The following is a 24268-nucleotide window of genomic DNA, read 5'->3' as shown; positions in this document are numbered from 1 at the left end:
GCTCAGGGGCGCATCCTGAAAAATGGACTAATCCACATAGTCTTTCATCACGCCAGTCAGCCATTCCATAAACAGATGTACCCGGCGGGAGAGGTTGCGCCGATGCGGATAAAGCAAAGAGACTGGCATTGGCTCGGCGCGATATTGCGGCAACACTTCGACCAGCGTACCGGCGCGCAGGGCATCACGCACGCCAACGCGCGGCACCTGAATAATGCCCAGACCGGCAAGGCATGCCGCGTGATAGGTTTCGGTACTGTTTACCGTTAGCATGCCGCCGGTTTTAACCCATTGCGTGCCGTTTTCTGTCGCCACTTCGAAACCTTGCGCACGCGTTCCCAAATTGACCGAGTAATGCACCACTGCATGCGAGGCAAGATCCTCCAGATTTTCCGGATAACCAAAGCGGGCGAGGTATTGCGGGCTGGCGCAGTTAATCTGCGTGAGTTTCCCCAGCGGGCGCGCAATCAGCCCTGAATCTTTCAGCGTACCCACGCGTACCACACAGTCGAAACCTTCGCGGACCAAATCCACCAGACGGTCGCTGCTGCTGAGTTCGAGTTCCAGGCCCGGATACTGATGCAAAAAGCTCGGTAAGCGGGGCATCACCAGGTTTCTTGCTACACCGACCGGCATATCAACGCGCAGCTTGCCGCTGATGCTGGACGGATCGTGATGGAACAGCCCATCCAGCTCATCCAGATTACTCAACAGATCTTTCGCGCGTTCGTAATAGATCATGCCGTCTTGCGTGAGCTGAACGCGGCGTGTTGTGCGGTGCAACAACTGCGTGCCCAGATGATTTTCCAGAGCCTGGATCTGGCGCGATACGCTACCTTTAGGAAGTCCGAGGGTGTCTGCGGCACGCGAAAAGCTCTCCAGTTCTGCGACGCGGATGAACAACTGCATTGCGTGAATTTTATCCATTCTCATGCCCTATTGTTGTTCTAAATGAAACAGTAATGCGCAGTTAGCAGTATTTATTGTTCTTCTATCACCTAATAAGCTTTGTCTCAATCTTCACAACACCTGAAATGAGGTTTCTTATGACGCAACGTATCGCATTGGTGACTGGCGGCGGCCGTGGACTCGGTAAAAACGCGGCGCTGAAGCTAGCGAGTAAAGGAATCGGTATTATCCTGACGTGGAACAGCAATGAAAAAGAAGCGCAGCAGGTTGTGGATGAAATACGCCAATCTGGCGGTAAAGCGGCGGCATTACCGTTGAATGTCGGTGATATTTCTACATTCCCTCAGTTTGTTCAACAGGTGCAGGGAACGTTACAAACGCAGTGGCAAAGTAACGTGTTTGATTATTTATTGAACAATGCCGGAATCGGCATTAACGCACCGTATCCGGCATTTACTGAAGCGCAATTTGACCAACTTTTGAACATCCATTTTAAGGGCCCCTTTTTCCTGACGCAGAGCCTGCTACCGCTGATGAACAAAGGTGGTCGCATCCTCAATGTCTCGACCGGGCTTGCCCGCTTTGCGCTACCGGGTTACAGCGCATACGCAGCCATGAAAGGTGCGATGGAAGTGTTAACCCGTTATCAGGCAAAAGAGCTGGGAGAGCGCGGCATAACGGCGAATATTATTGCGCCAGGCGCAATAGAAACGGATTTTAGCGGCGGAAATGTGCGGGATAATGCGCAATTGAATGCGTACATTGCATCGCAAACGGCGCTGGGACGCGTTGGTTTGCCGGATGATATCGGCGATGCCATTGCTGCGCTGCTTAGCGATGAACTGGCCTGGATGACGGCACAGCGTATCGAGGTATCCGGCGGAATGTTCCTGTAAACCCATAAGGTGCTTATTCAACAGGTCACGGCATGCGTTGAATAAGCACTTAATGCTAGATTGTATTTTGTAACAGATTTATCCATTGTCGTAGATATCTTATTTTTAGCTAAAAATATAAAATCATATTAATTAATATTCATTGTCTTATCATGAGCGTCGAATATTAAGACTTTCCCTAATTTTCGAACCTGTTTTTGCTCCTTTGTATGATCCTTCGGGTTGAGCTGTAACTATTCATAACTTCTGCTTCTTTCTTCTCCGTCTATCGGTAAAATGGCCCCCCGCCAAATGGTGACTTCTTATTTTACCCTATGGGTAATACCCTTCCGCATGTTAAGGCTAATATCCTATTCGGATGGAGATAAATAATGCAGGTAGTAATGTTTGACAGGCAGTCAATATTTATTCATGGAATGAATGTAAGTTTGCAGCAACGTATTCCAGGAGTGGATGTTCAGGGTGTCAGTCAGGCAGATGAACTTTGGCTGACGCTGGAAGATAAACCCGAGGCATTAGTTATATTGGATGGCGACCTTGATGCTGAGTTCTGCTGTAGCTTGCTGCAACAGATAGCAGAGCGCTTTGCGATGGTGAAGGTGCTGGTGACCGCAACGGACTGCCGTAAAAAATGGCTGCTAGAGGTCACTAAACTGAACGTGCTGGCCATTGTTCCGCGCGATTCTGACGCGGAAACCTTTACGCTGGCCCTCAATAGCGTCGCGATGGGTATGATGTTTATCCCCAGAGACTGCATAACCGCTACCGAAAGCGGTGGGCAAAATATCAGATTGCTCAGCGCGCGTCAGCGGGAGATTTTGACCATGCTGGCCGCCGGAGAATCTAATAAACAAATTGGTCGACTGTTAAATATCAGTACCGGAACGGTAAAAGCCCATCTTGAATCGTTGTACCAGCGCCTGGAGGTAAAAAACCGTACGCAGGCGGCAATGATGTTAAACAACACCATTTACTAGGAACATATTTCACAGTCAGAATATTTCTGGCTGTGAAATAAACACCGGCCAGATATTTTTAGCGCAAAATTGGGTAATTCCCACACTGAATATCCACGTAATTAATGCTTCCAGCTGAAACCTGTCTTTTATTTGCGTCATTTCCTTATGGATGAATGCCTCGCAGATCCTCATATCTGCGAGCAGCAATGTTTCTGCCTGCATCACCGTAATTGGGGTATCAAAGGATTCATTGGCGGTGATTTCGTGTCCGTAGCCAATGACCCAGATGCCTTTTTTGTCCTGATACTTTTCCAGCGACAGGCCCTGCCATTGCTTAATAAATGCAATACAAGCGGGCGTGAAATGCGTCGAACGCAGCGGCATAATAGTCTCTGTGCAAAGAGACCTATTCTAAAAAAAACACGCCGTTACGCTAGTTGCCTGACAGCCAGTATTTACCGCAAAACGACCTATGCCGTGGGCGGCTGATATTCCTGTTTTAACAGACCAAAAATCCAGTCATCGTGCCAGGTATGATGTAGCCAGTAGCTTGCGCGTAGCGTGCCTTCATGAATGAACCCGACCTTTTCCAACAGACGCCGTGAGGCTTCGTTTCCTGCGGTGACACAGGCGGTCAGTCGCCGCAGACCGCCGCTGGCAAATGCGTATTCACACACGGCATGCAGAGATTCAGCGCCATAACCTTTACCCTGTGCCTGTGGGGCGAGCAGAAAGCCAACCTCGGCACATTCATTGTTATCCTGAATATATCCGGTCACGCCAAGCGGTGCTCCCGATGTCTTATCGCACAGGAGCAGACATAGCCAGTGCGGGCTGCCGGGAAACCATTCAGGCAGGCGGGAGTCGAAGGCTGTCCGTATTTCCTCTTCAGTACGTGCGTCAGCGACAAAGCGCATCACATCTGGGTTCTGCTGTAGCGTTAAGAAGAACGTCCAGTCATTTTCTGTCAGTGGGCGGCAGAGCAGACGTGATGTTTGCAGTACAGGCACAGGCTTATCTCCAGAATAATTTTCAATGATTGTGCGGAAGTCACTGTAAAACTTATTTATTTGCTATATGAATGTGTTCTAGTCTACATCGGCACAACGTTGCGTTTAAAAAAGATAATTACATACCATTGTGAGGCCGCACGTTTTGGGTCCTTTTAGGGAAGATGATGACCAATAGCGCGTTACAAGCGACATGTACACCCTTTGAACATTGTCTGGGGATTATCCGCCAGGCGTCGGTAGAAATATTACTGCTGCTAGGCGTACATGCCGCAGAAGGCAAAGACCCACGGTGGTTTCTCGAGCAACTGGATCAGGCACGACTGAATCTGGGCGGCTGGGGGGCTGTCGCCAGACGGTTGCAGATGAATGATGCGCAATTGAGCCAGTTCACTCTGCGGCTACGTCATCTTCAACAGAGTGTACCCCAATATGAAAATGGCCAGGACGTCAGTGAAAACCAGCTGATTTCAGCGCTGCGCTTTGTGGCTTCTCTGGAACAATTACGCCAGCAACAGCCCATCCTGAAGTATCAAACCGAAATTGCACCTGTGGAGCCGGATGCTCAGATGCGGGCGCAGCGTCAACTTCGCGCAATAGAATTAACCCTCAAATCTCTGATTGCACGGGTATGGCCGGATCAACATCCTCTCAACAGCTTTCTGAAACAGCACTTTGGTGGTGAACGTCTGCGTCGCTGGCTAAAGTTGGGCGAAGGACGAGATGCGCTGGACGGTATGATGTTTAGCGAGCTGGCGCTGATGGTCGTCGATAAGAAATTATTCGTTCGCCACTTTACGCAGATTTTTAACGATACCTCAGTGCTCATGTCATTTGTTGAGCCGCGTATCACGCTACGCATGTTTTTGGATGATTGCCGCCTGGCTCGTAACTGCGTTATCGCGCAGCAGCCGCTGACGTCGGTACAACTGATGTTGCTGGACTACCAGTACCGACAGATAACTCATCCTGTGCAACGGGCATTTGAAGAACGGCGTACGCGCATTAATCCTGCGTCGTATCTGGAATCTGATGAGGCCATGGTCCGCCAGTTTTGGGAAACAGCAAAGCAAAAAGACGAGCAAGCGGGAGGCGATAAGCATGAAATCGCAGACAGTATTGATCCGCCGGAAAAGCGGGCCAAGCGCACTGCGGAAGAACGTGAACAGCTGATTTCCGGTATGTTGTGGGTAGCGGTCGGCGTGATGGTGCTGGCGATTTCGCTGGGTGCGTTCTGGTTATTCACTTCGCCAGCGCCACAGGCGTCTTCCGGACAATCCGTTGAAATTGTGCAGGAGGAACCGCGACGCGATGCCCCCAGCGCACGGGAGGCGGTGACCCGAATGGGCATCACCTGGGATGCCTTTAACATGCGGGCGGCTATCGATCGCAATGACACCCGCGTGACGTCACTGTTCCTTCAGGGCGGGATGGACTGGAAGCTGGCGTGGACGGAGCAGGCATTTTCGGCGGGCAATACTGAGGTGTTGAGACTGCTGCTGCGTTACCCTTCGCAGATGGATGAAAGCAAACCATGCCGACAGTTTATGACTACGCTCAGCCATGCGATGTCGAATGGGGCATCGCTCACTTCGCTGCATAAAAGTTATCTGCAAAGTTTTTGTTCCGTGCCTGCGGTCGTTGCGCGTCAGCAATATGATCTTGAGCAGGCCGAGCTGCGTGTTCGCGCCCAGCCAAGCCCTGAGAACAAGAAATGGCAGAAAATTCACGCCGAGCTGTACGATGCGATTAACTGAAAGCCTGATGACTCAGACCGTCAGCTGCTAGGGTTCGCCATACAAACCGATGAGTCGGCGCACCACGCCATTGGTCCAGCCAAAGCCGTCCTGCAACGGATATTCCCCACCGCCGCCTTCGCGCGGCGCGGCGTCGGCTATGTGGTATTTTTCGATAAGTTTGTGGTGTTCCTGATAAAAGAGATTCACCGTTTTCAGCCAGTTACGGGCAATTTCATCCCCGAGATGGTCGTCACCGTACAGTTTGAAGCCCTGGATCGCCATCCACTGCAGCGGCGCCCAGCCGTTGGGTTTATCCCATTGCTCACCGGTTTCATGCTCCGTGGCTAAAATGCCACCGGGCGTTAGCAGGCGACTGCGAACTGCGTTAGCAAGCCGATCGGCTTGTTCATGCGTTGCCATACCGACATACAGCGGCACAATACTGGCGGCAGAGAACAGGGCCATTTGTTCGCGCCGCCAGTCGTAATCGCGATAGCAGCCGTTTTCATCGTCCCAGAGATAGCGGTTTACCGCATCACGACGATCGCTGGCTTTCTGGCGAAACAGCGCTTCCGTTTCTTTGTCACCTTTCAGCGCGGAAATATTGGCGATAGTGCTTTCCAGCTTGTAGAGGAATGCGTTCAGGTCAATTGGGATGAACTGCGTGGTGCGTATGCTGGCAAGGCGGCCTGCGTCGCGCAGCCAGCGCGATGAATAATCCCAGCCAGAAGCCGCGCCCGCGCGTAAATCCCGATACACTTCATTGGGCGGGCGACCCGAATGCTTGGCGGTCTCGACGTCTTCAAGCCATGACTCATCGCGCGGCGTATCACGATCGTCCCAATAGCGGTTAAGTAGAGAGCCGTCCGACATTCTGATCACGTGGCGGTAGGCCTGGTTGAGTACCAGGGAATCGGCGCCATCCATCCAGAAGGCGTACTCCATTTTTAGATGATCAAGGTAACGACGCGCGCCGCGTACACCATCTTCTTCAAACAGCTCCACCATCAGGGCAAAAACGGGCGGCTGTGAGCGACTCAGATAGTAAGTACGGTTGCCGTTCGGGATGTGACCATAGTTTTCAATCATCCAGGCAAAGTTATCTGCCATACATTTCAGCAGATCTTCGCGGCCGCTCTCTGCCAGACCCAGCATGGTAAAGTAGGAATCCCAGTAGTATGTTTCGCTAAAACGCCCGCCTGGCACAATGTATGACTGCGGTAACGCCAGCAGCGAGGACCAGGGAATGTGATCCTGCGGCTCGCGCGTCAGCACCGGCCACAGTTGATCGATATGTTCTTTCAGCGAACTTTCCGGGTCAGAAACGTATTCGCTGGAGGGCGTTTCCGGGAGCCAGAAATGGTTCTCGACGAAGCGTCGCAGATCGAAGTCCCGATGGCGTTTAACCTTGCGATAGCGAATTAAAATGTCGAGCGGGTCCATTTTGGGCGCACAATCTGGGAAGGTTTTACTATCTGCAAACAGTTTGGATGACTGGACGTGTTCGAACAGTTCGAGATAACGATCGGCAGGGGTTAACGCATCTGAAGCGGGAAGTCCTTCAATCATCTCCGGCTCAGGCTCCGCCTCAATCATTTCATCCAGCTTTAACTCGCACGGATCCATTTCATAAAGCAGATCGATGTCGATCGTCATTTCTTCAGAAGGGGCGTGGGGTAGTTTCTGGTTGAGCATAATGAGAAAGACCTCCGATGGACGTTGAAAGATTAAGGCTATTGCCCGGTCGTCAGTTAAGCGTAGACATTCGCTTCGGTGTCGGGTGAGTAAAGCGTGCGGTTGATCACGTTTTAATGCTGAGCAAAATTTAAAGAATCAGACTATCCCAATGAAAATAATGGATAATTCAAAGTTCTGCATAATCTGAATATATTCCATTTTCAGAGCATTCGATTGCAACGAGGTGTGAACAGAGACAGGTAACGCCTTATCTCTATAATAGGCGCAGGCTATTCTATTGATAGTTCTCCTCCATGTAATTGCTTGATACTTATCAAAATAGTAATCCCCTTATTTCCTATGATGGTCAGGTCTGACAAAGACTGTGCATTAATTATTCTAATTTTTCTGGGTCACAATAACTCACAACGGTGAGGGTAAAATAATGAAAATCATTACCCGTCTTACCGCGATTGCCATAGCTGGCATCGTGATTTGTTATTTTGGATTATCCGGTTATGTGTGGTATCACGATAATCAACGTAGCAAACAGGCTGATGTTCAGGCCTCTACGCTGGAAGAAAATAATAAGGTATTAGGATTTTTACGCGAAAAAGGATGCGATTATTGTCACACGCCTTCAGCTGAATTACCTTTCTATTCTTCTTTTCCTGTCGCTAAGCAGTTGATGAATTATGATATTCAACTGGGATACAAATCATTCAATCTTGAAGCCGTTCGTGCGGCGCTGGTCGCAGATAAACCCGTTTCGCAAAGCGACCTGAATAAAATTGAATGGGTGATGCAGTACGACACCATGCCGCCAACGCGATATACCGCGCTGCACTGGGCCGGGAAGGTCAGCGATACGGAGCGAGCCGAGATCCTGGGCTGGATTGCGAAACAGCGTGAGCAGTATTACGCCAGTAACGATACCGCCGCGCAGCATCGTAATGAACCGGTACAACCGATACCGGAAAGCATCCCAACCGATGCCCGCAAAGTAGCGCTTGGCTTTACGCTTTACCACGACCCGCGTATTTCAGGTGACAGCACGATTTCTTGCGCGCATTGCCACGCCCTGAATGCAGGCGGCGTGGATGGCAGGAAAACGTCGATCGGCGTAGGCGGCGCCGTTGGCCCGATTAATGCGCCGACGGTGTTTAACTCGGTCTTCAACGTTGAACAATTCTGGGATGGTCGTGCGCCAACATTGCAGGCGCAGGCAGGCGGCCCGCCGTTGAACCCTATCGAAATGGCGTCTAAATCCTGGGATGAAATTATCCAGAAACTGGATAAAGATCCGCAATTGAAGCAAGAGTTTATCGCGGTTTATCCGCAGGGATTCAGCGGGGATAATATTACCGATGCGATTGCTGAGTTTGAGAAAACGCTAATTACGCCAAATTCGCCGTTTGATAAATGGCTACGCGGAGATGAAGCGGCGTTAACTGCTCAGCAGAAACATGGCTATCAATTGTTTAAAGATAATAAGTGTGCGACCTGTCATGGCGGTATTATTTTAGGCGGGCGCTCATTTGAGCCATTGGGTTTGAAAAAGGACTTTAATTTCGGTGAGGTCACTGCCGCAGATATTGGCCGCATGAACGTCACTAATGAATTACGTGACAAGCTGCGTCAAAAAGTCCCGGGCTTGCGTAACGTTGCGCTGACCGCGCCTTATTTCCATCGCGGTGATGTGCCTACGCTCGATGGCGCGGTAAAACTGATGCTGCGTTATCAGGTGGGTAAAGAACTGCCGCAGGAAGATATCGACGATATCGTGGCGTTCCTCGAAAGCTTAAACGGCGTGTATACGCCATATATGCAGGGTAAATAACCTCTGGCGTTATCCAGCCTGACGCGTTTTGCAGGCTGGATAATTCTTCTTTACCTAGCGAGTATTTACCTCTGCTCATCCACAAATATTCCCCACAATTCTTCTACTGCTCTGGACATTCTGCCCGCAGGCCGAAACAGTCGGATATCAATGGGTATCCATAACCCGCTCTTCTGTGAAGCCGCCGCGGCGATCGTCCCGGCCTGAACGTCCGGGGCCGCCAGACTTTCCGGCAGCCAGGCAATGCCGTCCCCGGCTTTGACCATTGCCAGCAGCGTGGCGGCCAGATCGGCGGTGAATGCGATGTCCATACCGCGTCGGGCATGATTCACCGATGACGTGTTCGAGAGGATCCTCCCCAGACCGGATTCTGCAGAGAAGGAGAGAAACGGAAATTTTTTGCCCCCCGTAGCCTGCCAGAGCGGCTGATGAGAGCGGGGATCGCATTTGGAGTAAGGTAATAACATTTCTCGACCGAGACGGACGCTAAGATATTTCGTCTGATCGAGGTTGATGTGCATGTGAGGGTGGTAATAACACAGCAGAAACTGCGCATCCCCTTTTTCAATCATCCGTTCACAGGCGCTGAGCGTGTCTGACAGCAGGCGAAATGAGCCGAAACGGGCGATTTTTTCATTATTGCGCATCAGCGCCGGAAAAAATGAGAACGACAGGGAATGCGTTGCGGAGAAAATAACATCCGGTCGGGAATTTCCCGCCGCTTCGATGGTTTCATTTCTCAGGGTGTATAGCGCCCGGATCAGTTCGGGCACCTGAGCGACGAAAACTTCCCCCGCACGGGTCAGGCTGACACCACGGCGGTTACGTTCAAAAATCGGCGTTCCAAGCCACTCTTCCAGCGAAACAATGCGCCGACTGAATGCGGGCTGCGTCACATATCGGGAAGCGGCTGCGCGGGAGAAATTGAGTGACTGCGCCAGCGCAACGCAGTCTTCAAGCCAGGTGAGTTCCAGGTGATGCCGATTTTGCATTACAGCCAGCCTCTTTGGCATTAGATCAGTAAATAGGCACTGCTTAAGATGGAGAAATACAGGACGATGGCGTCCTTAAATGCTGCCTGAGTGCATTATGCCAATAATAAACCGGCATGAGTTATCACTTTTTACAGGCGCGTAAGTGCAAGCATAACTGACCAAGAACCCGCCGGAGAAAACATGCGTATCCTCGATGTTGTAGAAATTACCAAACCCATCGCTTCCCCTATTCGTAATGCCTATATCGATTTCAGCAAGATGACGACCAGCCTGGTGGCCGTTGTGACTGATGTTGAGATAGAGGGCCGCCGTGTGGTGGGATACGGATTTAACTCTAATGGCCGTTACGGCCAGGGGGGATTGATCCGCGAACGCTTCCGTAACCGCATTCTGGACGCTGACCCGGAAAGTTTGTTGAATGCCGAAGGCGATAACCTGGATCCGCATAAAATCTGGGACGTCATGATGAGTAATGAGAAGCCGGGGGGCCATGGTGAGCGTTCGGTGGCTGTGGGTACGCTGGATATGGCTATCTGGGATGCCGTTGCCAAAATTGCCAACAAGCCGTTGTTCCGTCTGCTGGCTGAGATGAAGGGTGTTGAGGCGAATCCACGCGTCTTTGTCTACGCGGCGGGGGGTTACTATTATCCGGGTAAAGATCTGAGCGCGCTGCGTCAGGAAATGCGAGGCTACCTGAACCGCGGCTACAACGTGGTTAAAATGAAAATCGGCGGCGCATCGTTGGAAGAGGACCGTCGCCGTATCGAAGTGGTGTTGACTGAAATTGGCGATGAAGCGCGTCTTGCCGTTGATGCCAATGGACGCTTTAATCTGGAAACCAGTATTGCCTATGCCAAAATGCTACGAGATTATCCATTGTTCTGGTACGAAGAAGCTGGCGACCCGCTGGATTATTCTCTCCAGGCCGCGCTGTCAGAATTTTACCCAGGTTCGATGGCGACGGGTGAAAATCTCTTTTCTCATCAGGATGCGCGCAACCTGCTGCGCTACGGCGGCATGCGCCCGGATCGCGACTACCTGCAATTTGACTGTGCGCTTTCCTACGGTCTGGTCGAATATCTGCGTACCCTCGACGTACTGGCGCAGTTTGGCTGGTCCCCATCACGCTGCATACCGCATGGCGGTCATCAGATGTCGCTGAACATTGCGGCGGGTCTTGGTCTCGGTGGGAATGAAAGTTATCCGGATCTGTTCCAACCGTACGGCGGTTTCCCGGATTCAGTTAAGGTGGAAGAGGGTCATATCGTCATGCCAGAACTGCCGGGCATAGGGTTTGAAGGTAAATCTGACCTGATTAAAGAGATGCGCGCGTTGGCCGAATAGCGCGGGCGGCGGTGACATAACACCCCTCCGGTTGCCGGAGGAGTGTTACTTAAGCGTGTAGTGAATAACGTCTACACATGGGCAATTAGCGCATAGTGACGAATTCTTCTGCCGCAGTCGGGTGAATCGCAACGGTGTTATCAAAGTCTTTCTTGGTTGCGCCCATTTTCAGCGCGACCGCGAAGCCTTGCAGCATTTCGTCCATGCCAAAACCGATGCCATGAATACCAACAATCTTCTCTTCCGGACCCACGCAAACCAGCTTCATGCGGCACGGCTGGCGGTGTGAAGTCACGGCAGTGTACATCGCGGTAAACGAGGATTTATACACTTTCACCTGGTCATCGCCGTGCTGTTCGCGAGCCTGCTGCTCGGTCAAGCCCACGGTGCCAATCGGCGGGTGGCTGAAGACCACGGTCGGGATGTTGTTGTAGTCCAGATGCTCGTCCGGCTTGTTGTTAAACAGACGCTCGGACAGGCGACGGCCCGCGGCAACGGCAACCGGCGTCAGCTCAACGGCACCGGTATTGTCGCCGACGGCATAAATACCCGGCACGCTGGTGTTCTGGAATTTATCAACGACGATGTAGCCTTTTTCGTTGGTTTTCACGCCGGTAACAGCCAGATTGAAGTTGTCCGTTTCTGGCTCACGACCAATCGCCCAAATCAGGCAGTCTACCGTTTCGCTACGACCATCTTCCAGTTGCAGGGTCAGGCTGCCGTCAGCGTTTTTAACAACCGCTTTTGGAATCGCGTGAGTATGCAGAGTCGGGCCTTCGGCGTTCATTACCTCAACCAGCGTGTCGACGATCATCGGGTCAAAGCTACGCAGCGGCGCGTGTTTGCGTACGAACAGGTGCGTTTGGGCACCCAGGCCGTTAATCACACCAGCCAGCTCAACGGCAATGTAGCCTGCACCAACAACAGCCACGCGTTCTGGTAACGCTGGCAGCTCAAAGAAACCATTAGAATCAATACCGTATTCCGCGCCAGGGACAGCCGGGCGACTCGGGCGACCACCAGTGGCAATCAAAATATGATCGGCAGTGATGATTTCACCATTCACTTCAACGGTTTTTGCATCAACGAAGCGGGCAAAGCCTTTGATCACATCGACATTATTTTTGCCCAGCACGTTGTCGTACGAGGTATGAATACGATCGATATAAGCGGTACGCGTGGCGATCAGTTTATCCCAGTCGAACTTATTGATGGTGGTGTCGAAACCGTAATCCGGACCGTACATGTGGATCGCTTCGCGGACCTGTGCGGCATGCCACATCACTTTCTTCGGTACGCAGCCAACGTTAACGCAGGTGCCGCCTAACTCTTTGGCTTCAATCAGTGCGCATTTTTGACCGTACATTGCTGCACGGTTAATGGAGGCAATACCGCCGCTGCCGCCGCCAATAGCGATGTAATCATAGTGCTTGGTCATGACCGCTCCTTTATGTTCATTGTAGGGCGGAGAAGCGTTACGCCATCCGCCAAAATATTCGCGATTGTATACCTGATATTAAAAGGTTCCACCGATGGCTGCGATTACTCCGGCACTATCCAGCTTACGGAAGTATGCCCGGTTCCTGTCGGAACCAGTTTGCTGTGCAACCACGGCAGGACGTTGTTCATCTGCTGCTCCAGCTTCCACGGTGGGTTAATCACAATCATGCCGGATGCCGTCATGCCGCGCTGATCGCTGTCCGGGCGTACTGCCAGCTCAATTTGCAGAATTTTGCGGATGCCGGTGTCTTCGAGATCGTGGATCATGCGCTTGATTTGTTGGCGCAGAACCACTGGATACCACAACGCATAGGTGCCGGTCGCGAAACGTTTGTAGCCTTCGTTAATACCGGTCACTACTGCCTGGTAGTCGCTTTTGATTTCGTAGGGTGGATCGATAAGGATCAACCCACGACGGGAAACCGGCGGTAATTTTGCTTTCAGCTGCTGATAACCATCGGCTTTGGCCACGCGAGCGCGCTCATCTTTCTGGAATTCGCCGCGCAGCAGAGGGAAGTCGCTCGGGTGCAGTTCAGTTAATTGCAGACTGTCCTGTTCGCGCAGCAGCTGGCGAGCAATTAACGGAGAGCCTGGGTAGTAGCGCAACTGACCGCTACGGTTGAAGTGCTGCACTACGCCAATGTAGGGTTCCAGTTCGGCAGGCAAATCGTCCTGCTGCCAGATACGGGCGATCCCTTCCAGGTATTCACCGGTGCGTTCGGCATGCTCACTGCTCAGCTGATAACGGCCAGCACCAGCATGGGTGTCCAGATAAAGAAACGGTTTTTCTTTCTCTTTGAGCGATTCAATGATCAGGCTCTGAACGGTGTGTTTAAGGACGTCGGCGTGGTTGCCTGCGTGATAACTGTGGCGATAACTGAGCATGGGTAATGAAATTCCGCTGAAATGACGATTTGCCACAGTTTACAGCAGATCGACACGGATTACCCGTAGGCCCGGTAAGCGCAGCGTCACCGGGCGTCTTTCCATCACGGTTAGCATTGAAATCCTCTACACTTAACCCCATTGTACAAAATTAATATGCACAGCGCCGGATACGCGCTTCATTCACTCTTTTCAACAGGACCGCGCTAATGACCAATCCATTGCTGACTCCCTTCGAACTGCCGCCGTTTTCTAAAATTCAGCCAGAGCACGTTGTGCCTGCCGTCACTAAGGCGTTGAACGACTGTCGCGAGAATGTGGAGCGCGTAGTCGCACAGGGCGCGCCGTACACCTGGGAAAACCTCTGCCAGCCGTTGGCGGAAGTTGACGATGTGCTGGGGCGTATTTTCTCTCCGGTTAGCCACCTGAACTCGGTGAAAAACAGCCCGGAACTGCGTGAAGCCTACGAACAAACGCTGCCGCTGCTGTCTGAATACAGTACCTGGGTTGGACAACATGAAGGCCTGTACAAAGCGTACCGCGACCTGCGTGATGGCGATCATTACGCCACCCTGAACACCGCACAGAAAAAAGCGGTTGATAACGCGCTGCGCGATTTTGAGCTTTCTGGTATTGGTCTGCCGAAGGAAAAACAGCAGCGCTATGGTGAGATTGCCACCCGCCTGTCTGAGCTTGGCAACCTGTACAGCAATAACGTCCTCGATGCTACGATGGGCTGGACCAAGCTGGTGACCGACGAAGCGGAACTTGCCGGGATGCCGGAAAGCGCGCTGGCCGCCGCAAAAGCGCAGGCTGAAGCCAAAGAGCAGGAAGGCTATCTATTAACCCTGGATATCCCAAGCTACCTGCCGGTGATGACCTACTGTGATAACCAGGGGCTGCGTGAAGAGATGTATCGTGCATACTCCACGCGCGCATCTGACCAGGGGCCAAACGCGGGCAAATGGGACAACAGCCCGATAATGGAAGAGATCCTCGCGCTGCGCCACGAACTGGCACAACTGCTGGGCTTTGAGAGCTACGCCTTTAAATCTCTGGCTACCAAAATGGCGGAGAACCCGCAGCAGGTACTCGACTTCCTGACCGACCTGGCGAAACGTGCCCGTCCGCAGGGTGAGAAAGAGCTGGCTCAGTTGCGCGCCTTCGCGAAAGCGGAATTTGGTGTTGATGAGCTACAGCCGTGGGATATCGCTTACTACAGCGAGAAACAAAAACAGCACCTCTACAGCATCAGCGACGAGCAGCTGCGTCCTTACTTCCCGGAAAACAAAGCCGTTAACGGTCTGTTTGAAGTGGTTAAACGTATTTATGGCATCACCGCCAAAGAGCGCACCGATGTTGACGTCTGGCATCCGGAAGTTCGTTTCTTCGAGCTGTACGACGAAAACAACGAGCTGCGCGGCAGCTTCTATCTTGATCTGTATGCCCGTGAACACAAACGCGGTGGGGCGTGGATGGACGACTGTGTCGGCCAGATGCGCAAGACAGACGGCACATTGCAAAAGCCGGTCGCTTACCTGACCTGTAACTTTAACCGTCCGGTGAACGGTAAACCTGCGCTGTTTACCCACGATGAAGTGATCACCCTGTTCCACGAGTTCGGCCACGGTCTGCACCATATGCTGACCCGTGTCGAAACCGCGGGCGTTTCCGGTATCAACGGTGTGCCATGGGATGCGGTCGAACTGCCGAGCCAGTTTATGGAGAACTGGTGTTGGGAGCCGGAAGCGTTGGCGTTTATCTCTGGTCACTTTGAGACCGGTGAGCCGCTGCCGAAGGAACTGCTGGATAAAATGCTGGCGGCGAAAAACTACCAGGCAGCGCTGTTTATTCTGCGTCAACTGGAGTTCGGTCTGTTTGATTTCCGTCTGCACGCGGAGTTTAACCCGCAGCAAGGGGCTAAAATCCTCGAGACGCTGGCGGAAATTAAAAAACAGGTCGCCGTGGTGCCGGGCCCAACGTGGGGCCGCTTCCCGCATGCCTTCAGCCACATTTTTGCTGGTGGCTACGCAGCGGGTTACTACAGCTATCTGTGGGCAGACGTACTGGCGGCAGATGCCTTCTCTCGCTTCGAAGATGAAGGGATTTTCAACCGTCAGACCGGACAATCGTTCCTCGATAACATCCTCACCCGTGGCGGTTCTGAAGAGCCGATGGAACTGTTCAAGCGCTTCCGTGGCCGCGAGCCACAGCTGGATGCAATGCTGGAGCATTACGGGATCAAAGGCTGATTATTCACGTGAAAATCTGCTTAGTAGATGAAACAGGTGCCGGAGACGGCGCCTTATCTGTTCTTGCCGCCCGCTGGGGACTGGAACACGATGAAGATAACCTGATGGCGCTGGTGATGACGCCGGAACATCTGGAACTGCGCAAACGTGATGAACCCAAACTCGGCGGTATCTTCGTGGATTTCGTGGGCGGTGCGATGGCCCATCGGCGCAAATTTGGCGGTGGACGCGGTGAAGCGGTGGCGAAGGCGGTTGGCATTAAAGGCGATTACCTGCCGGATGTGGTCGATGCAACCGCAGGGCTGGGGCGCGATGCGTTTGTACTGGCCTCGGTAGGCTGCCGCGTACGAATGCTGGAACGTAATCCGGTAGTGGCGGCGCTGCTTGATGATGGCCTGGCGCGCGGCTATGCCGACCCGGAAATCGGTCCGTGGCTGCAGGAACGTTTACAGCTGATCCATGCGTCGAGTCTGACGGCGTTAACCGATATCACGCCGCGCCCGCAGGTGGTGTACCTCGATCCGATGTTTCCACATAAGCAGAAAAGCGCGCTGGTGAAAAAAGAGATGCGGGTGTTTCAGTCGCTGGTGGGGCCGGATTTAGATGCGGATGGGCTGCTGGAGCCTGCGCGTCAGTTGGCCACCAAACGTGTGGTGGTGAAGCGCCCAGATTACGCGCCGCCGCTGGCGGATGTCGCCACGCCGAATGCGGTAGTCACGAAAGGGCATCGGTTTGATATCTACGCTGGGACAGCATAGTTTGTAGATCTGTGCGCTGTGCTGCCTGATGCGCTACGCTTATCAGGCCTACGGCAGCGTGTGGTTTGTAGGCCGGATAAGGCGTTAGCCGCATCCGGCTTGGTGCGCTGTGCTGCCTGATGCGCTGCGCTTATCAGGCCTACGGCAGCGTGTCTTTGTAGGCCGGATAAGGCGTTAGCCGCATCCGGTTTGGTGCGCTGTGCTGCCTGATGTGCTGCGCTTATCAGGCCTACGGCAGCGTGTGGTTTGTAGGCCGGATAAGGCGTTAGCCGCATCCGGCATAACCTATTAAACAAACGGTGCCAGCGGGTCGGCAATCTCAAACGCTACCGCGCGGTCTGCTTTCGGTGGGTAAATCAGCTCGCTGACAATCGACACCTTCAGCTTCTTCGCTTCTGCGCGCGTCAGTTTCACCTGCTGATCCCATCCTTCGCTATACACTGCGCCCCAGGCACCAAGATCCAGGCAGGTGACGTAGTTTTCCTGACGATATGGCAATGGCGCTACGTCCAACAGATCTGCCGCAGCGTTATTACCGGCAAATTTACCCAACAAAATAGCGTGCTGACAGGTCATTAACGCATGGTTGCCTTTGTCGTCGGTGGCGGCATAGGCCACATCGCCAGTGGCGTAGATATCATCGTGACCCACAACCTGCAGATTAGCATTCACATGCAGACGGCCCTGGCGATCGCGCGGGGCGTTAATCTGTGCTGTCAGGTTATTAGCCTGTACGCCGACGGTCCAGATAACCGTCTGAGAGGCAATCACCTGCCCATCTTTCAGCGTGACGCCGGAGGCACCCACACACTCTACTTCCGCATTGACCAGCCACTCGACGCCCAGTTCAGCAGAGGCTTCGATAATCACGTCACGTAATTCCTGGCTCCAGCGTCCGCCCGGCTGAGCACCGCGTTCAACTACGACAAATCTGGTCTTAGCATCAGCGCCCAATATTTCGCGCAAACGACCCGGTAATTCCAGCGCCATCTCTATCCCGGTGAAACCACCACCACAGACCACCACGGTATTACGAGCCTCACTTTCCGGTTGTAATGCCAGATTATTAATGTGCTGCTCCAGTACGGCGGCGCTCTCGAGTTGGTCGAGGTCAAACGCGTGCTCGGCGGCACCGGCGACGGTGTCGCGGTTTACGTGACTTCCGCTGGCGAGCACCAGGCGGTCATAGCGACGCAGATGAGTGTCACCGTTGGCATCTTTCCAGCTCACCTCTTTAGAGTCCGGGAGGATTTGCTCGACGTGACCTTGCAGGAAGTTGACGCCGGTAACGTCAAACAACGGTTGCAGTGGTGCGACCAGCGTATGAACGGCGCTTTCATAAAAGCGTGGGCGGACACGCAGCTCCGGCTGTGGCGCAATTACTGTAATATCAATTGCCTGCTGATGTTTATCCGCCAGTCGTGCGGCGCTTAATGCTGCCCACATACCGGCAAAGCCGGCGCCCACGATCAGAATTTGTTTACGCATTGGGGTTTCTCACTGGTGACTACGAATTATTTACTCGGATTTTATTTGTCGTAGTTATGAATTGCAATGCGATCGAGATCCTTTTTGCCTCAAAGGGTGGTGTTTTTTGATTATCTGTTTGATAAATATGCATTTAAAGTTCTGTTGTGAAAAGGGGTTACTTTGCTGTCTGGAATGAATGAGATGAAAAAGCTACAATAAACTCAGATTCATTTTGGCTGAGATAAGAGAATGGCATTCTACAGTTCGGGAGTTGAGTACGGCATTCATAGCCTGATGTGTATGGTCGACAGTAAGGGCGACGCGCGGGATATGAGCGTGCGGGAAATAGCCGAACTGCAAAGCGTACCGTATGACTATCTGGCAAAAATTTTCACCCGTCTGTCCAAAGCGGGTCTGGTGCGCAGCATTGAAGGCAAAGGTGGCGGTTTCCAGTTAGCTAAACCCGCTGAACACATCACGGTGCTGGATGTGGTGAATGCTATTGATGGCGATAAGCGCATCTTTGAGTGTCGTGAAATTCGCCAGCGGCTGGCGGTATTTGAGGAGCATCCACCCGAGTGGGCCTGTGAAGGCATTTGTGGTGTGCGTTCGGTAATGGACATGGCCCAGCAGCGAATGGAAGAAGCGCTCGGCCAGCATACGATTCTGGACTTGGCGCGCAAAATGTACCGTAAAGCACCGGACACTTTTGTGGTGGAAGTGCAGGAGTGGATAGACGCGCGTAAAGGGTAGTGAGTGAAAATGCCCGATAGCGCAAGGCGACCGGGCGGTATCTCAGGCTATTTTGAAAAGATTGACCATCTCCGGGTTGCGTTCTATAACCCGGAGAACCTTTAAATAGGTTCCTGTAGGAATACGCCTTTTTTGTTCCCAGGCCTGGATCAAAGAGGATGAAACACCTATCGCCTGTGCAAATTCATCCTGCTTCATTTTAGCTTGTTTACGAATGGCTTTGACGTCCGGAAGTTCATACCGGGTGACCTGGGCGGCAGCTTTACGGCCCTGGCTAATTTCAACGGCCTCGCTTGCCGATTCCATCAGTTCTTTAAAGAAATCATTCATAACGAGCTCTCTTTCAATTGGTGAATGATGGCCTTGAGTGCGTTTTTTTCCTCGCCGCTCAGGCTGTCTTTCCTGCTTTTAGGATAAGCCATGAAAAGCCAGATACGCCCTTCGCCATTTTGAAAATAGTAAATACTGCGAATCCCACCACTTTTGCCTTTGTTGGTACTTTCAGGTGCGAAGCGGATCTTCCTGCAACCGCCAGTCCCTTGAATTAAATCTCCCTCCAATGGATTTATAATGAGCATTTCCTGAAATGCCCGGAACTCATCCTCGGTGAGAAGCGCTTCTCGTTGGCGTGAGAAGACTGAAGTCTCAATAAACTCAATATAGTTCATGGTCATGTCCGTCCATGATGACCTAGTTATACTCTTACAGTGTAGGACTTGAAAGGCAAAAAAACCGCGATATGACTCGCGGTTAATGTGAAAAATAAGCTTATTTATTGCTCGGTGCTCGGCGTATTAATCATGCGGTTCAGCCATGGCACCATAATCGCCATCACGACCGTTACGGCCAGGGTGACAAGGCCAATCTTACTGAAGACGTTGGTATAGATAGGCAGCGTTTGCAGCGGGTCGGTGATGTTCTCTGGTACGGCGGTGAACGTAGCGACATAACCCCCCATCAGGAAGGCTGCGGCTTGTGTCAGGAACCACATCCCAAGAATGAAGCCCATCAGGTGTTGTGGCACGAGAGCGGCGACCATAGCCAGTCCCAGGGCGCTAATCAGCAGTTCACCCAGGCTCTGGAACAGATACACCAGCACGATAAACCACGGCGACGTCAGCCCTTGTGCATCGGCAAACCACATCCCGGCAGCGGCGGCCGTCAGGAAGCCCAATGAGCACAGGAACATACCGAGCGTAAATTTCATCGGCATGGTCAGGTCTTTGCCTTTGTTGCCCAGACGGGTATAGATTGCGGCCAGTACCGGACTCGCCAGTACCACCCAGAACGGGTTCAGCGCCTGGAAGCTCACCGGGTTGATGGCGAAACCAAGAATTTCATGGTGTACGTTATTGATCGCAAAGAAGTTTAGCGATGTCGGCATCTGCGCGTACAGCACGTAGAACACCACCGCTTCCAGCATCAGGATAAAGGCCACGAACATCTTGTTGCGCCCGGTTTTATCCAGTTTGAATGCCTGACGGAAGAAGATGATGGTCACGGCAATCGACAGGACGATCAGCACCAGGTTGGCAATCTGCACGTTGTGCATCAGCCAGGCGCAGATAAATACCATCACTACCGTACCGGCCAGCACGTACAGCAGGTTACGGAAGTTCAGTGGCTTATGGTCTGGCTCAGAGCCGATATTTTTCACCATTCCGCGGCAGGCAAAGTAGACCAGCAGCGCGACGATTAGTCCGGCTCCGCACAGGTTGTAAGTCACAGCGTAGCCAAACTTATCGGCAATCACCGGCGCCAGCGACAGTGACAGCAGCGAACCGATGTTAATCGACATATAAAACAGGGTGAAAGCACCGTCCAGACGGGCGTCTTTCGGGGGATAGCATTTTGACAGCAGGCTTGCCGGGTTGGCTTTAAATAGCCCGTTACCAACGGCAATGGTACCCAAAGCAATAAAGATCAGATCCGGCTTAAGCAGCGACATCCCGGTCATGAAGTAGCCGATTGCCAGCACAATGGCACCGAGTACCAGCGTGCGCTTGGTGCCTAACAGGTGGTCGCCGACGTAGCCGCCGATCGAGATCAGGCCGTAAACCAGTGCGGCAAAGGCACCAAAGGTGACAAATGCCTGTTCTTGTGAAAATCCGAGCTGCTTAACAAAAAATACCGCCAGGATGCCCTGTACGCCGTAATAGCCAAATCGTTCCCATAATTCCACAAAGAAGATCATGAAGAACGGACGAGGTTGCTGCAGCAAGCCCGTAGGTGCAGTTTTATTCATATTCCATCGCCTTTCAAAGCCATCCCGAAAAGTATGAACGCGTATGCTTAAACGCGCCGAAAAAGTCTTATTTTGTTATAGACTGCGGTTATTGGCCGCAAGGGTAGAGTATTATAGAGATAGTTTTCGATCCAATTAGTTGATCACACTAATTATGATTTATTTGTTGGATTGATGTACTAATTGTGACCGAGTGATAAAAACAAAAACGCCCGCGAAGGCGGGCGTTTACAGGCTTAACGACTTGCAGTGGGCCGGGTTAACTTCCGGCGGCAAGCATTTTATGCTTCTTCGTCGTCACGCAGCGGAACAATCAACATGTCGACGTGGACGGTGTTGATCAGTTGGCGCGCGGAGGACATCAGTTTGCTCCAGAAATCCTGGTGGTGACCACAGACGACCAGATCCATGTCGTATTTTTTGATGGCATCAACCAGAACCTGACCCAGGTCGCCGCTACCGCTCAGGGTTTCGGTGATAGGGTAGCCTGCATTGGTGGACAGCTCGGTTAACGCGTGGTGGGTTTCTTCAGAAATGCGTTTCTGCATGTCGCCCAGATTCACGTCGATGAGCCCGGTGTACAGGTCGGAATAGTTTACGTCAACGTGGATAAGGGAGACTTTAGCATTGTAAGGTCGCGCCATAGAAACCGCTTTTTCAACCAGAACTTTGCTTTCCGGAGAAAGATCAACCGCGATAAGAATGTGTTTATAAGCCATAGTGTTACTCCTTCCATAAGTTGTCGATGACTAGCCTGCTGGCGTTATATGCCGCCGCGTCATCCGCGTCCTGCGAACCTTGTGCGCGGGGCTAGCCCAGTCGTAAAAACGTACCATATAAGGACTATCCTTACATTATAGCGACCAGGATAATCCGTCAATCCGCCTTGCTTGCCAAATAGTTAAACAAATTTTTTAGTTAATTGCATTGATAGCGATTAACCTTATGGCAAAAAAATTAACTAATCTCCTACACTATCTAAAGAGGCGTTCGGATGCGTGATACTAACACGAACGGTTTCGGCTGCACTCTTCATTGAATGGTTTGGCAGGGTATCGGGGAGCGGTAGTCCCGGAAAGGAGTTCCGTGGGCGGGTCGCCGGGGAGGAGGTATGATAAGCACCATTGCATTATTCTGGGCTTTATGTGTCGTTTGCATTGTTAATATGGCGCGCTATTTTTCTTCGCTACGCGCACTGTTAGTGGTACTTCGTGGTTGCGATCCATTACTTTACCAGTATGTAGATGGAGGGGGCTTTTTTACCTCGCATGGGCAACCGAACAAGCAGATGCGTCTGGTGTGGTATATCTACGCTCAGCGTTACCGCGATCATCATGATGATGAATTTATTCGCCGCTGTGAGCGGGTTCGCGGTCAGTTCATTCTCACCAGCGCGCTATGCGGCCTGGTGCTAATCAGCATGGTTGCGCTGATTATCTGGCACTGATGCCAACAACAGATACAAAAAAAGCGGGTCAGCTTCCTGACCCGCTTTTTTATCATGCATTCGCTTAGATAAGCTTCAGGGAGAGCCAGTACAGCACCCCGGAAAGAATAATCGCAGCCGGCAGGGTGAAGACCCAGGCCATCAGAATGCTGGTTACCGTTTTACGCTGCAATCCGCCGCCATCAACAACCATCGTCCCCGCAACGGAAGAAGAGAGAACGTGGGTGGTGGAAACGGGCATACCGGTGTAGCTGGCGAGACCGATAGAGACTGCGGCGGTCATCTGCGCCGACATCCCCTGGGCATAAGTCATGCCTTTCTTACCGATTTTCTCGCCGATGGTGGTGGCAACGCGACGCCAGCCAATCATCGTACCAATACCCAGCGCCAGTGCGACGGCCATAATGATCCAGATAGGCGCGTACTCAATGGTGCTCAGCATGTCGGCTTTCAGTTTTTTCAGCAGACGCTGATCGTCAGCGCTTACGCCAGGCAGCTTAACCACTTTATCGGTGGTATCAGAGATGCACAGCATAATACGGCGCAGCTGACCACGCTGTTCGACGCTTAACTTGTCGTAGGTTTCCAGGTTCGCCAGCATACCTTTCGCACGTTCCAGCGCGTTGATGGTATTCGCCGGGTGGCAATGGAACTCTGTCGTCGTCGCGGGTGCCGCGTCCGTCGGGGACGGAATCAGCTGGTCTACGCCTGTGGCCTGTTTAAGCAGGTCAGGGCGCTGCTGGAAGAAGACTTCGACGTTATTGATTGCATCACGGGTACGGGTAATCTCGTAACCGGAAGCATTCATATTCACCACGAAGCCTGCAGGCGCTACGCCAATCAGCACCAGCATCACCAGACCAATGCCTTTCTGCCCGTCGTTAGCGCCATGAGAGAACGCTACGCCGATAGCGGAGAGGATCAGTGCAATACGGGTCCAGAACGGCGGCTTTTTCTTGCCATCTTTCTTTTCACGTTCTGCTGGCGTCAGGTGGATACGGGCACGTTTTTTTGTACCGCTCCAGTAACGACGCAGAATGAAAATAAGACCGCCTGCAACCACCAGACCAACAATTGGCGAGATGATAAGCGAAGCAAAAATACCGATAACTTTCGGAATGTTAAGTGCGTCCACCACCGAGGTGCCGGTCATCAGTGCATTGGTTAAACCAATACCGATAATGGCGCCAATCAGCGTGTGGGAGCTGGATGCAGGTAAACCAAAGTACCAGGTACCCAGGTTCCAGATAATTGCCGCCAGCAGCATGGAGAACACCATGGCAAGGCCATGTGACGATCCCATATTAAGCAGCAGATCCGTTGGTAGCATATGCACGATGGCATACGCCACGCTGAGACCACCCAGCAAAACACCAAAGAAGTTGAACAACGCAGCCATGACCACCGCCAATTGCGAACGCATTGCACGGGTATAGATCACGGTTGCGACAGCATTGGCTGTGTCATGGAAGCCGTTAATTGCTTCGTAGAACAGCACAAAAGCCAGAGCAAGCAATAGTAAAAGCCCGGTATGTAAATCCAGGCCAGCAAACAAATGTAGCATAGGACGTTACGCCATTTTGAGGACA

22 protein-coding genes are annotated in these 24268 nt (G+C 52.3%); 9 read left to right on the top strand and 13 right to left on the bottom strand.

Annotated elements, in window-relative coordinates; genetic code table 11:
* Positions 1-27: 27 nt before the first annotated feature.
* The gene (locus tag OGY10_RS22330) at positions 28-927 is read right to left on the bottom strand and encodes a LysR family transcriptional regulator (protein ID WP_191226680.1); all 900 of its coding nucleotides are present in this window, start codon (positions 925-927) and stop codon (positions 28-30) included.
* Between the two features lie 119 nt (positions 928-1046).
* Here OGY10_RS22330 and OGY10_RS22325 point away from each other — a divergent pair, with 119 nt between their 5' ends.
* Positions 1047-1805 (top strand): SDR family NAD(P)-dependent oxidoreductase, encoded by a 759-nt coding sequence (locus tag OGY10_RS22325; protein ID WP_032945309.1) that lies wholly within the window; start codon positions 1047-1049, stop codon positions 1803-1805.
* A 371-nt stretch (positions 1806-2176) separates the two neighbouring features.
* Positions 2177-2782, top strand: coding sequence for a helix-turn-helix transcriptional regulator (locus tag OGY10_RS22320; protein ID WP_191226681.1), 606 nt, complete (start codon positions 2177-2179; stop codon positions 2780-2782).
* A 15-nt stretch (positions 2783-2797) separates the two neighbouring features.
* Here OGY10_RS22320 and OGY10_RS22315 read toward each other — a convergent pair whose 3' ends face one another.
* Together OGY10_RS22315 and OGY10_RS22310 are read right to left on the bottom strand one after the other, a co-directional pair.
* On the bottom strand, positions 2798-3148 hold the full coding sequence (locus OGY10_RS22315) for a glycoside hydrolase family protein (RefSeq protein ID WP_048215347.1): 351 nt from the start codon (positions 3146-3148) through the stop codon (positions 2798-2800).
* A gap of 86 nt (positions 3149-3234) precedes the next feature.
* A complete protein-coding gene (locus OGY10_RS22310; protein ID WP_191226682.1) occupies positions 3235-3774 on the bottom strand; it encodes a GNAT family N-acetyltransferase in 540 nt (179 codons plus the stop codon).
* 167 nt (positions 3775-3941) lie between these two features.
* On the opposite strand from OGY10_RS22310, the gene OGY10_RS22305 reads away from it, so the two are divergent.
* Positions 3942-5531 carry an STY4199 family HEPN domain-containing protein gene (locus OGY10_RS22305; RefSeq protein WP_032945303.1) on the top strand — a complete coding sequence of 530 codons (1590 nt, stop codon included), beginning with the start codon at positions 3942-3944 and terminating at the stop codon, positions 5529-5531.
* Between the two features lie 27 nt (positions 5532-5558).
* Here the strand turns inward: OGY10_RS22305 and OGY10_RS22300 are convergent, their stop codons facing one another.
* Positions 5559-7208, bottom strand: a complete 1650-nt coding sequence (locus tag OGY10_RS22300; protein WP_003827453.1) for an alpha,alpha-trehalase — start codon at positions 7206-7208, stop codon at positions 5559-5561.
* A 427-nt stretch (positions 7209-7635) separates the two neighbouring features.
* Between OGY10_RS22300 and OGY10_RS22295 the strand changes: the two genes are divergently transcribed.
* On the top strand, positions 7636-9030 hold the full coding sequence (locus tag OGY10_RS22295) for a cytochrome-c peroxidase (protein ID WP_008786400.1): 1395 nt from the start codon (positions 7636-7638) through the stop codon (positions 9028-9030).
* 65 nt (positions 9031-9095) lie between these two features.
* Here the strand turns inward: OGY10_RS22295 and OGY10_RS22290 are convergent, their stop codons facing one another.
* Complete coding sequence (locus OGY10_RS22290) at positions 9096-10022, bottom strand: LysR family transcriptional regulator (protein WP_020996067.1); 927 nt, start codon at positions 10020-10022, stop codon at positions 9096-9098.
* 183 nt (positions 10023-10205) lie between these two features.
* Here OGY10_RS22290 and OGY10_RS22285 point away from each other — a divergent pair, with 183 nt between their 5' ends.
* On the top strand, positions 10206-11369 hold the full coding sequence (locus tag OGY10_RS22285; protein WP_191226683.1) for a mandelate racemase/muconate lactonizing enzyme family protein: 1164 nt from the start codon (positions 10206-10208) through the stop codon (positions 11367-11369).
* An 85-nt stretch (positions 11370-11454) separates the two neighbouring features.
* On the opposite strand, the gene gorA is transcribed toward OGY10_RS22285, so the two are convergent.
* Both gorA and OGY10_RS22275 read right to left on the bottom strand, forming a co-directional pair.
* Positions 11455-12807, bottom strand: a complete 1353-nt coding sequence (gene gorA, locus OGY10_RS22280) for a glutathione-disulfide reductase (RefSeq protein WP_008786397.1) — start codon at positions 12805-12807, stop codon at positions 11455-11457.
* A gap of 104 nt (positions 12808-12911) precedes the next feature.
* Entirely contained in the window at positions 12912-13754 is an 843-nt protein-coding gene (locus OGY10_RS22275) for a 23S rRNA (adenine(2030)-N(6))-methyltransferase RlmJ (protein WP_003827459.1), read from the bottom strand.
* Between the two features lie 209 nt (positions 13755-13963).
* On the opposite strand from OGY10_RS22275, the gene prlC reads away from it, so the two are divergent.
* Both prlC and rsmJ read left to right on the top strand, forming a co-directional pair.
* Positions 13964-16006 (top strand): oligopeptidase A, encoded by a 2043-nt coding sequence (prlC, locus tag OGY10_RS22270; protein WP_060682916.1) that lies wholly within the window; start codon positions 13964-13966, stop codon positions 16004-16006.
* Between the two features lie 8 nt (positions 16007-16014).
* Entirely contained in the window at positions 16015-16764 is a 750-nt protein-coding gene (rsmJ, locus tag OGY10_RS22265; protein WP_003827462.1) for a 16S rRNA (guanine(1516)-N(2))-methyltransferase RsmJ, read from the top strand.
* 288 nt (positions 16765-17052) lie between these two features.
* On the opposite strand, the gene OGY10_RS22260 is transcribed toward rsmJ, so the two are convergent.
* Entirely contained in the window at positions 17053-18252 is a 1200-nt protein-coding gene (locus OGY10_RS22260) for an NAD(P)/FAD-dependent oxidoreductase (RefSeq protein WP_286577413.1), read from the bottom strand.
* 231 nt (positions 18253-18483) lie between these two features.
* Here OGY10_RS22260 and OGY10_RS22255 point away from each other — a divergent pair, with 231 nt between their 5' ends.
* Positions 18484-18987, top strand: a complete 504-nt coding sequence (locus OGY10_RS22255) for an RrF2 family transcriptional regulator (protein WP_003023361.1) — start codon at positions 18484-18486, stop codon at positions 18985-18987.
* A gap of 42 nt (positions 18988-19029) precedes the next feature.
* Here OGY10_RS22255 and nadS read toward each other — a convergent pair whose 3' ends face one another.
* The 4 genes from nadS to uspA form a co-directional block, all read right to left on the bottom strand.
* Positions 19030-19317, bottom strand: coding sequence for a NadS family protein (gene nadS / locus OGY10_RS22250; RefSeq protein ID WP_087050783.1), 288 nt, complete (start codon positions 19315-19317; stop codon positions 19030-19032).
* Positions 19314-19655, bottom strand: coding sequence for a type II toxin-antitoxin system RelE/ParE family toxin (locus OGY10_RS22245; RefSeq protein ID WP_323849054.1), 342 nt, complete (start codon positions 19653-19655; stop codon positions 19314-19316). Before OGY10_RS22245 ends, nadS begins: the two co-directional genes overlap by 4 nt.
* A gap of 104 nt (positions 19656-19759) precedes the next feature.
* Positions 19760-21232, bottom strand: a complete 1473-nt coding sequence (gene dtpB, locus OGY10_RS22240; RefSeq protein ID WP_048215357.1) for a dipeptide/tripeptide permease DtpB — start codon at positions 21230-21232, stop codon at positions 19760-19762.
* Positions 21233-21513: 281 nt separating this feature from the next.
* Positions 21514-21951 carry a universal stress protein UspA gene (gene uspA, locus OGY10_RS22235; RefSeq protein WP_003023368.1) on the bottom strand — a complete coding sequence of 146 codons (438 nt, stop codon included), beginning with the start codon at positions 21949-21951 and terminating at the stop codon, positions 21514-21516.
* 392 nt (positions 21952-22343) lie between these two features.
* Between uspA and uspB the strand changes: the two genes are divergently transcribed.
* Positions 22344-22679, top strand: a complete 336-nt coding sequence (gene uspB / locus OGY10_RS22230; protein WP_003023371.1) for a universal stress protein UspB — start codon at positions 22344-22346, stop codon at positions 22677-22679.
* Positions 22680-22743: 64 nt separating this feature from the next.
* On the opposite strand, the gene pitA is transcribed toward uspB, so the two are convergent.
* Complete coding sequence (pitA, locus tag OGY10_RS22225; RefSeq protein ID WP_003827471.1) at positions 22744-24243, bottom strand: inorganic phosphate transporter PitA; 1500 nt, start codon at positions 24241-24243, stop codon at positions 22744-22746.
* Positions 24244-24268 lie beyond the last annotated feature (25 nt).

Origin of the sequence: Citrobacter sp. Cpo148 (assembly GCF_030332375.1) — a bacterium.
Taxonomy (GTDB): Bacteria; Pseudomonadota; Gammaproteobacteria; order Enterobacterales; family Enterobacteriaceae; genus Citrobacter; species Citrobacter portucalensis.
The sequence above is the reverse complement of the archived record's forward strand: the minus strand, read 5'-3'. Positions and strand labels throughout refer to the sequence as shown.

Coding starts and splice junctions, on each gene's coding strand:
- OGY10_RS22305 (WP_032945303.1), top strand. CDS start 3,942: ATGACCAATAGCGCGTTACAAGCGACATGTACACCCTTTGAACATTGT.
- OGY10_RS22260 (WP_286577413.1), bottom strand. CDS start 18,252: ATGCGTAAACAAATTCTGATCGTGGGCGCCGGCTTTGCCGGTATGTGG.
- OGY10_RS22320 (WP_191226681.1), top strand. CDS start 2,177: ATGCAGGTAGTAATGTTTGACAGGCAGTCAATATTTATTCATGGAATG.
- OGY10_RS22315 (WP_048215347.1), bottom strand. CDS start 3,148: ATGCCGCTGCGTTCGACGCATTTCACGCCCGCTTGTATTGCATTTATT.
- prlC (WP_060682916.1), top strand. CDS start 13,964: ATGACCAATCCATTGCTGACTCCCTTCGAACTGCCGCCGTTTTCTAAA.
- OGY10_RS22255 (WP_003023361.1), top strand. CDS start 18,484: ATGGCATTCTACAGTTCGGGAGTTGAGTACGGCATTCATAGCCTGATG.
- OGY10_RS22290 (WP_020996067.1), bottom strand. CDS start 10,022: ATGCAAAATCGGCATCACCTGGAACTCACCTGGCTTGAAGACTGCGTT.
- gorA (WP_008786397.1), bottom strand. CDS start 12,807: ATGACCAAGCACTATGATTACATCGCTATTGGCGGCGGCAGCGGCGGT.
- OGY10_RS22285 (WP_191226683.1), top strand. CDS start 10,206: ATGCGTATCCTCGATGTTGTAGAAATTACCAAACCCATCGCTTCCCCT.
- OGY10_RS22275 (WP_003827459.1), bottom strand. CDS start 13,754: ATGCTCAGTTATCGCCACAGTTATCACGCAGGCAACCACGCCGACGTC.
- pitA (WP_003827471.1), bottom strand. CDS start 24,243: ATGCTACATTTGTTTGCTGGCCTGGATTTACATACCGGGCTTTTACTA.
- OGY10_RS22300 (WP_003827453.1), bottom strand. CDS start 7,208: ATGCTCAACCAGAAACTACCCCACGCCCCTTCTGAAGAAATGACGATC.
- uspA (WP_003023368.1), bottom strand. CDS start 21,951: ATGGCTTATAAACACATTCTTATCGCGGTTGATCTTTCTCCGGAAAGC.
- nadS (WP_087050783.1), bottom strand. CDS start 19,317: ATGAATGATTTCTTTAAAGAACTGATGGAATCGGCAAGCGAGGCCGTT.
- OGY10_RS22330 (WP_191226680.1), bottom strand. CDS start 927: ATGGATAAAATTCACGCAATGCAGTTGTTCATCCGCGTCGCAGAACTG.
- OGY10_RS22245 (WP_323849054.1), bottom strand. CDS start 19,655: ATGAACTATATTGAGTTTATTGAGACTTCAGTCTTCTCACGCCAACGA.
- OGY10_RS22325 (WP_032945309.1), top strand. CDS start 1,047: ATGACGCAACGTATCGCATTGGTGACTGGCGGCGGCCGTGGACTCGGT.
- dtpB (WP_048215357.1), bottom strand. CDS start 21,232: ATGAATAAAACTGCACCTACGGGCTTGCTGCAGCAACCTCGTCCGTTC.
- OGY10_RS22295 (WP_008786400.1), top strand. CDS start 7,636: ATGAAAATCATTACCCGTCTTACCGCGATTGCCATAGCTGGCATCGTG.
- uspB (WP_003023371.1), top strand. CDS start 22,344: ATGATAAGCACCATTGCATTATTCTGGGCTTTATGTGTCGTTTGCATT.